Annotated in this window: 6 protein-coding genes and 1 tRNA gene; 5 read left to right on the top strand and 2 right to left on the bottom strand. The window is 44.6% G+C overall.

Annotated elements, in window-relative coordinates:
- The first annotated feature begins 5 nt into the window (after positions 1-5).
- Positions 6-320, top strand: a complete 315-nt coding sequence (cyaY, locus tag AACR75_RS10190) for an iron donor protein CyaY (RefSeq protein WP_017044535.1) — start codon at positions 6-8, stop codon at positions 318-320.
- A 44-nt stretch (positions 321-364) separates the two neighbouring features.
- Here cyaY and AACR75_RS10195 read toward each other — a convergent pair whose 3' ends face one another.
- Complete coding sequence (locus AACR75_RS10195) at positions 365-2,893, bottom strand: class I adenylate cyclase (RefSeq protein WP_047690026.1); 2,529 nt, start codon at positions 2,891-2,893, stop codon at positions 365-367.
- A gap of 350 nt (positions 2,894-3,243) precedes the next feature.
- Here AACR75_RS10195 and hemC point away from each other — a divergent pair, with 350 nt between their 5' ends.
- The 4 genes from hemC to AACR75_RS10215 are packed head-to-tail and all read left to right on the top strand — an operon-like array spanning position 3,244 to position 7,293.
- Complete coding sequence (hemC, locus tag AACR75_RS10200) at positions 3,244-4,182, top strand: hydroxymethylbilane synthase (protein WP_047690029.1); 939 nt, start codon at positions 3,244-3,246, stop codon at positions 4,180-4,182.
- 3 nt (positions 4,183-4,185) lie between these two features.
- Positions 4,186-4,947, top strand: coding sequence for a uroporphyrinogen-III synthase (locus AACR75_RS10205; protein ID WP_017048597.1), 762 nt, complete (start codon positions 4,186-4,188; stop codon positions 4,945-4,947).
- Entirely contained in the window at positions 4,931-6,112 is a 1,182-nt protein-coding gene (locus AACR75_RS10210) for a uroporphyrinogen-III C-methyltransferase (RefSeq protein WP_047690031.1), read from the top strand. The genes AACR75_RS10205 and AACR75_RS10210 overlap by 17 nt, the downstream gene beginning before the upstream one ends.
- A complete protein-coding gene (locus AACR75_RS10215) occupies positions 6,112-7,293 on the top strand; it encodes a heme biosynthesis protein HemY (protein WP_047690033.1) in 1,182 nt (393 codons plus the stop codon). The genes AACR75_RS10210 and AACR75_RS10215 overlap by 1 nt, the downstream gene beginning before the upstream one ends.
- Before the next feature lie 641 nt (positions 7,294-7,934).
- Here the strand turns inward: AACR75_RS10215 and AACR75_RS10225 are convergent.
- A tRNA-Ser gene (locus tag AACR75_RS10225) sits at positions 7,935-8,025 on the bottom strand.
- Positions 8,026-8,188 lie beyond the last annotated feature (163 nt).

Below are 8,188 nucleotides of genomic sequence, written 5' to 3' on the forward strand. Positions count from 1 at the left end.
ACAGGATGAACGATACTGAATTTCACCAACTTGTCGATGAGCAGCTAGAAATCATTGAACAAGCGATAGACAACGCAGGTGCCGACATTGATTACGAAACCTCAGGCAATGTGATGACGTTAGAATTTGATGACCGCAGCCAAATTATTATTAACCGCCAAGAGCCAATGCATGAAATTTGGCTGGCATCAAAGTCAGGCGGTTTCCATTTCAAACTGATCGACCAAAACTGGATTTGTTCAAAAACAGGGCTGGAATTGATTGCGATGGTGAAACAAGAATGTGAAAAACACGCTGGCGAAACGATCGACTGGGTGTAAAGCAACAACGCCAAGTGACAGATGTGTGACTTGGCGCTACCGAACTAAGCGTTGACCGCTTTTGAAGGACGAGAATAGAGCGCGGAATCGTTACGATAAGGGACAATATAGCTTTCCCCTTCTTCTGGGTGGACGATTTGATAATACTGCGGCAGATTGAAGTTAATAAGTTTAGCGGAGAGTGGGTTACCGTCGCGCACTGAGGTATAAAAGCTGTTGACGTTAGTGATCATCTCATCTTTTTCGCCGCTGAACTGGTGATAGACTTCAATTTGGTTCGACTCATCCAACACATAAATGTTGAAGCCTTTATCGGTATCTTCAAAGAAAAACTGCACTAAGCCTTCACTAGCAAAACCATCGACGATTTCCGGCAGTTGATAATCTTGATCGCGATCGAGCATTAACAGCGGTGAACCTTTCAATTTGTTGGTTGAAATACTGCGGTAAAAATCTACCGAATTTTCCAACTTCTGTACCGAAACCCCTCGCCGCTCAAAAAACAGACCATACATTTGATCGCCAATGCGTAACGCTTTAAAACGGCGACGTTTCTCTTGCTCTACCGGTTTCAAACGCAAATCGATACATTCCGCCAGCAACTGGTACACCATGTTGCGCATCACGCCACGCAGACTTTTGCTGTAACAAAATACATCGACAGACTCTGGCGGTAGCGCATCTTGGTGCATTTTGCCAAGCACGGTTTTCAACGCGTCGAGCATCGCCGTTTCGCCAGTAAAATGGAGAGTCCGTACTTCATGCCACGAGTTGCGATACACTAAATCGACACTACCGACTAAGCTTTTTTGCTCAGATCCGAAACTGAAAATATCTATATTTTTCAAATCAATTTTGAGCGATTTACCGCTTAATTCCGCGGTAGGATCATTTTCAAAGTTGATGAACATCGCCAGCTGGCTGATTTCACAAGGGCTTGCTAGAGCCTGCATGGTCGGCCGCCGCTTACGCAACGAGAAGGTATTACGCAAATCGCTGACCATTTGATAGAACTTATCAATATCCAACTGTGCGTCACGTACTACTGAGTGCAAATGAGTTGATTCCGTGATCAAACCATTAAAGAAGGCCCAAGAGACCAGCTTACTGAGGTATTCATTATGCTCAAGGAAAGGTTGGCCAATCATACGATGGGCAACCAGAGGCTGTTTATACAGATACCAGCCCGCTTTATTGGTTCGCCCTTCCCGAACTTGAATGAACGAGAGATCCGGCTCGTGCAGATCTGGCGAAATTTGTGGATTCAGTAGCGTAACTTTACCCGGCAACACCTCAAACACCGCATACAACTTACGCGCGAGGATTGATATATCTTGTGGGCTAATGGCCGAGGTGATGTCATTACGACGCGCAAACTGGATCAGGTTTCGATAGCTCAGCATCAACGCATCTAACAACGCATGGTGGACAACTTTAACTTGTTCGACTTTCCAATTACGGCGATTGTCTAATTCTTGAACAACAGATTCCGACCAATTCCACTGCTGAATCATGTGGCTTAATGCTTCTCGACGCCATGCCACTGAGCCTAGGCCCGGCTCACGGGATAACTTTTCATGCGTTTTGAGATAGAAACAACGACGCACCAGATCAAGACGGGCAGAATCACCAATGCGTTCAAGGTAACGCGTCACTTTTTCAAGCATTAAATAGTAAGCATCCATACTGTACAAATCAGGTTCATGAGTAAAAAACCTTCGTTTGGTATCAATGCTTAATAATTGTGTGTGTGGGTACTCCCACGAATACGCCTCAAGCAGAATCGCTTTTAACACTGACTTGTAAGGCGAGTCGATGCTTTTATAAAGCTGCCAAAGGTTTGCGCCGAAATACTCTTCAGCAGGAATGCGGTTCAACTTACCAAAATCGATCCATTCACTGCAATTAATGTAATCATTGCTGCACAATTCGTGCACGTATTCGTCGTAGCACTCTTCCATTTCAGGAGGCACGATTTGCCACAGTAAACGCTTGCCTGCCAAGCGAACAGCAGAGCGATAGAACTCGTCTAATAGCAGGAGATGTTGCGATGAACCGCAGTTTTCGCCTGTCATCTGCTCAGAATGATTACTGCGAAAACGTAGCTCATCCATCAGGAAAAAGTTGGCTTCCACCCCTTGGCTCTTTGCCCAATCGGTGATCAACAAACATTTGTTGCTTAAGCTTTCCCGCTCATCACAGCTCATACTCGATGCTACACATACCCAAATATCTAAGTCACTCGAAGTGCTTTGACCAATCGACGAGGTACTGCCCATGGTATACAGAGCAAGAATAGCGGGGGAATCAGCGGTCGGTAAGGGTTGACCTAAGGTGAGTTCTGTATCTTCAACCAGCTGACGTTGGATGTCGTTAGGCTCAAAACCATAGACACCATAAGGGACTTTTGCATCGTAGTAGCCGGGAATAATCGGGTGATTGAAGTGCAGTAGTGCAGGAATGAAATGAAATACACGTTGACTTTGCAAATCCATAAGCGCCAGCGCACGCTCGGTACGTTGCTGGTTGAGATTGTCTAATCGTTGAATTAACGTCTTGGTGTAAGCCTGCAAGGTTGATTCCTTGGTTGAAACATTAACACGCGCTTTGATTATATTTTATTCTAAAGCACCAAAAAAACGTGATCAATCTAACATTTTCTTTCCATTTGGTAAAGCCCTCTCGATGCATATCACACTCAGACAGAGCATGCCTACAATGCACTCCAACGACCTTGGCTATAGTGTCGTAGCTATTTACACTTTGTCGTAATAGCTCATTATATAAACGAGATATAAATCACACAATTTTGACCAATTTATGCTATCTCTTCATCAATCCTTCACAGCGACGATCTAGTAGTAAACCTTTCATAGCGGGAATGATAGGATTAAACCATCCATTACCTACACTCGGGATTATCATGACTCACGCAACACCCATTCGAATCGCCACACGTAAAAGCCCGCTCGCCCTTTGGCAAGCTTATTATGTTAAAGATGCGCTGCAAGCGGCTCATCCTGGCCTAGAAGTGGAATTAGTGACCATGGTAACCAAAGGCGACGTCATTTTAGATACGCCTTTAGCTAAAGTGGGTGGTAAGGGGCTTTTTGTCAAAGAGTTGGAAGTCGCTATGCTTGAAGGCCGCGCCGATTTGGCAGTGCATTCAATGAAAGATGTTCCCGTCGATTTCCCTCAAGGGCTTGGACTAGTGACGATTTGTGAACGCGAAGATCCACGTGATGCTTTCGTTTCAAACACCTATCAAAGCATTGAACAACTGCCTCAAGGTGCCATCGTCGGCACCTGCAGCCTACGTCGCCAATGCCAACTCAAAGCATATCGACCAGACCTTGTGATTAAAGAATTGCGTGGCAATGTCGGTACTCGTCTTGGAAAACTCGATACAGGTGAATACGATGCGATTATTCTCGCCGCAGCAGGTTTAAAACGTTTGAAGCTTGAAGATCGCATTCGCAGCATTATTGAACCAGAACAATCGCTTCCTGCAGTAGGGCAAGGTGCAGTCGGGATTGAATGCCGTTTAGATGACGAACGTTTAAGAGCATTGCTTGCGCCACTCAACCATTCTGACACGGCTGATCGCGTGAAATGTGAACGAGCCATGAACCTAACATTAGAAGGCGGTTGCCAAGTACCTATCGGTAGCTACGCATTGCTCGATGGTGATCATATTTGGTTAAGAGCATTGGTCGGTGAGCCTGATGGTTCTAAGATTGTGCAAGGTGAGATTCGCGGCCACCGCTCCGATGCCGAGCAACTAGGAATCACGCTTGCCCATCAATTGCTCAATGATGGAGCGCGAGATATTCTGTCCAAACTCTACTGCGAGCACGAATAACGCATGACGGTGTTGGTCACTCGTCCCGAAAATCAAGGGATTGAACTTTGCCAACAATTAGCGGATCTCGGTATCCGCTCCGTTCACCATCCACTGATTCAGATTAATGCAGGAGTCGATCTCCCGTATTTACTCCCAGAACTTCAGCAATGCGACATTATTATTGCGGTTAGCCAAAACGCGGTGACGTTCAGTCATCAATTTTTGCAAGATCACCGATATTTTTGGCCAAATGACGCCAGATACCTTGCCGTTGGTCAAAAAACCGCACATGTTTTCAGCAAATTAAGCCAACAAAAAGTACACTATCCACAGATAAGTGACAGTGAACACCTGCTTGCCCTACCGCAGTTGCAATCAATATCGGGCCTTAAAGTGATGATTTTACGTGGTAATGGCGGACGTGAGCTCATCCACGACAGCTTAATCGAGCGTGGTGCTGATGTGGTGTATAAGGAAGTGTATCGACGCGATACGATCACCCTCTTTGCCGCCGAATCGATATCTCTGTGGCAGCAACAGCAAGTCACTCAGTTAGTTGTCACCAGCTCAGGTCAACTCAATTTTATGATGGATCAATTCTCTGATTCACAACGACTCTGGCTGCTAAATTTAGCTCTTTTTGTCCCAAGCGAGCGAATTCGACAAGAGGCGCTGCACATGGGATTTGGGTGCGTCACGAACGTGGGAAGCGCCTCCAATACAGAACTCGCGGCTAGTATTAGCCAATCTAGACAGGACTCTAAGCATGACAAGCAAAAATAATAACCCGCATATTGAACCTGAAAAAGCAGCCACACCTCCTCTGGTTACAGAAAAAGACGCAACGGATAACCTTGATTCACCAAAAAGTTACGTGCAGGATCCCACGTCTCAGCCTGAAGAAAAGAGTGATAAACGAGCAAAGCGCAGTATCAAACTTTCTGTTATTGCAATTAGCCTATCCATCATTTTCAGTGGTGGTATAGCCTATCAAATGCAGCAAAAAGACGCCTTTTACCAAGCCAAAATCAACGCATTGCAGACTCAATTAACACAAACCCAAAGTCAGCTCGCGGCTGAAATCAATCAAATAAAGCAAGAAACACAAGCCAAAGCGGACCAACTCACTCACAAAACTGACGTAGCCTTGAATCAACAGCAAAAAAGTATCGACAGCTTGCAACTGGCGATAGCTGATATCAAAGGCCGCCGTCCCAACGACTGGCTACTAGCAGAAGCTGACTACTTAGTGAAACTAGCTGGCCGTAAACTTTTTCTAGAACATGACATCGTCAGCGCGACCAAGCTAATGGAAAGCGCTGATCAGCGTATTGCTGAATTGAATGACCCAAGCTTAGTGCCGCTACGCAAAGCCATGGCGCGTGACATTACTCAGCTCAAAATCATCCCATTGATTGATCGTGAAGGGCTAGTGTTACGCTTAACAACCTTACAGCAACAAGTTGACACTCTACCGCTGGCCAATGCCATGTTGCCTGAAACTCAGCAGCAATCAGCACCACAAGTTTCCGAAAATATTAACGACTGGCAAAATAATCTCGTTAGCTCATTGAAAGACTTCTCGGAGAACTTCATTACCTTCCGCACTCGAGACGGTAATGCCATTCCGCTACTGTCACCTGAACAGCACTTCTATCTAAAAGAAAATCTCAAAGCAAAATTAGAAACCGCCATCAAAGCCGTATACGCAGAACAACAAGAGATTTATACAACGGCACTGAGCACAGCAGATAAATGGTCAGCCAGCTTCTTTAATTCCGATGATCAGAGTGTGCAGCAGTTTAATCACGCGCTATTGCAGCTCAGTAAACAAAATATACAAGTGCAATATCCAGTTAAACTTGAAACTCAGCACGAACTCGCTGATGTCATCACTGAACGCCTACGCCGTGAAGTCTCTCCAATGAGCGTTACGGAGGATAAGTAATGTTTAGAGTCATCTTTCTTTTTGTAGTATTAGGGGCCGGTTTATTTGTCGGAACCCAATATGCTGGCCAGCAAGGTTATGTTCTTATCTCTATAGCTAATAGAACAATAGAGATGAGCGTAACCACCTTAGTGATCTTTGTGATTGCACTCCTCTCTGGATTATTTAGCTTAGAATATCTCCTCAAAAAAGCATTCTATGCCAGTTCAAACACATTAAACTGGTTCAGCGTACGTAAGTTAAAGCGCTCTCGCCGTTATACCAATGAAGGTATCATTAAACTTCTAGAGGGAGACTGGAAGCAGGCAGAAAAGAAAGTCACTCGCTGGGCGAACCACCATGATATGCCGCTGCTCTGCTACCTTGTTGCATCGGAAGCTGCGCAGGGAATGGGCGACAGAGCAAAACGAGATCACTATTTAGATCTCGCCAGTCAGCAAAGTAATGCAGGCCTAGCCGTTGAATTAACTCGCGCCAAGCAGCAAGTACGAGAAGAAGAGTTTGAGCTGGCGCTAAGCACTCTATCAGCATTACAAGCCACTCATCCGAATAACACCATCGTGCTCAACTTACTCAAGATAACATACGTGCACCTAGAACAGTGGCAACCGCTGCTTGAGCTTTTACCTAAGCTCCAAAAAGCAAAACAGATCGATACGGACGAGAGCCAACAACTGAACCAAAAAGCACAATGCGGTTTACTAAAAAACGTGGCCCAGCAGCAAGGTAGTGAAGGCTTAATCAATCATTGGGACAAGCTTCCAAGGAAAACCAAAAACGACGTCATTTTAACTCAATGCTTCATCGAGCAGTTGATTCAACGAAAAGCAGATTCGGAAGCATTTACCGTCATTAAAGAAACATTAAAAAAACATCCAATGCCAGCTCTGTATTCATTATTGGCAGAGCTCAATTTACCAGATAGATACCCAGCAATTTTGTTATTACAAGAAGCCATTAGTAAGGATAGTGGTAACGCCGAAGCACACAGCGCACTGGCTCAATTGTATATGAGAGAGCAGAAATGGGCAGAGGCGCAAAGCCATTTGGAAAAAGCGTTATCGCTCCGTGCCAATGTATCTGATTACGCTTATCTTGCCGATAGCCTTGAAAAACAAAACTACCCTAAAGCCGCCGCAGAAGTCTCACGTAAGGCACTGACCATGATAGAGCATGTTTAAATGGCAATCTAACTAAGCACCTAAAAATAACCTTATACCAATTAAAGAAAAGTACGATCTCATTAAGGCTATCTAACTATTGTTAAATATCACGATGGATAGCCTTAATAGCACCGATTTCAAAACGCTGGCGAGCCAACAAAAACCATCCTAATTCTACTATTACCCGCTTGAACACCTGGGATTTCCTGGATAATTTCTTGATCAAAATGCCATTTGACTTAAGGCCGAGCACGGCACAAAACCTCGAACTGTGAAGCCACAGCGATTTGAATATGCGTATTTATTTGGGTCGGCATGCCCCTATAAAAAGGAATAGGTGAGGCCGTCGTTATAATGGATGGTGCTGGTAGGTATATAAGTGCAGTTTAGTCATGTTAGTGTCATCACGTTTCCTCCTACTCACCGTGCTAAATCCAATAGAGCAAGTGTGCAGTTGGCTCACGCTAACCAACAAAGTTTTGCGGATCACGACGACATTATGTCTGAGGTGTTCAATGTGTAAAATCGATTTTTGGAAAGTACAGATAGGGTGATCAAGATATATTCGAGAGATTGAATTAAGCTATTAATTTTCCAGATTGGCATGTTGATATAAAACGAAAAAACCGCTGTAAAAACAGCGGTTTTTTCTTTAAAAGTGGCGGAGAGATAGGGATTTGAACCCTAGGATAGCTATTAACCATCGCCGGTTTTCAAGACCGGTGCTTTAAACCACTCAGCCATCTCTCCACAAATTGTCACTAAAAATTAGTCTTACTTTGATAAAGCTATATTTTTAGTTTTGCTTTCATATTGTTAATGATATGTAAGCGATATTCAAAGCCTGGCGATGTCCTACTCTCACATGGGGAGACCCCACACTACCATCGGCGCTGTTGTGTTTCACTTCTGA

Origin of the sequence: Vibrio sp. ZOR0018 (assembly GCF_963865925.1) — a bacterium.
In the GTDB taxonomy this organism is placed as follows: Bacteria; Pseudomonadota; Gammaproteobacteria; order Enterobacterales; family Vibrionaceae; genus Vibrio; species Vibrio anguillarum.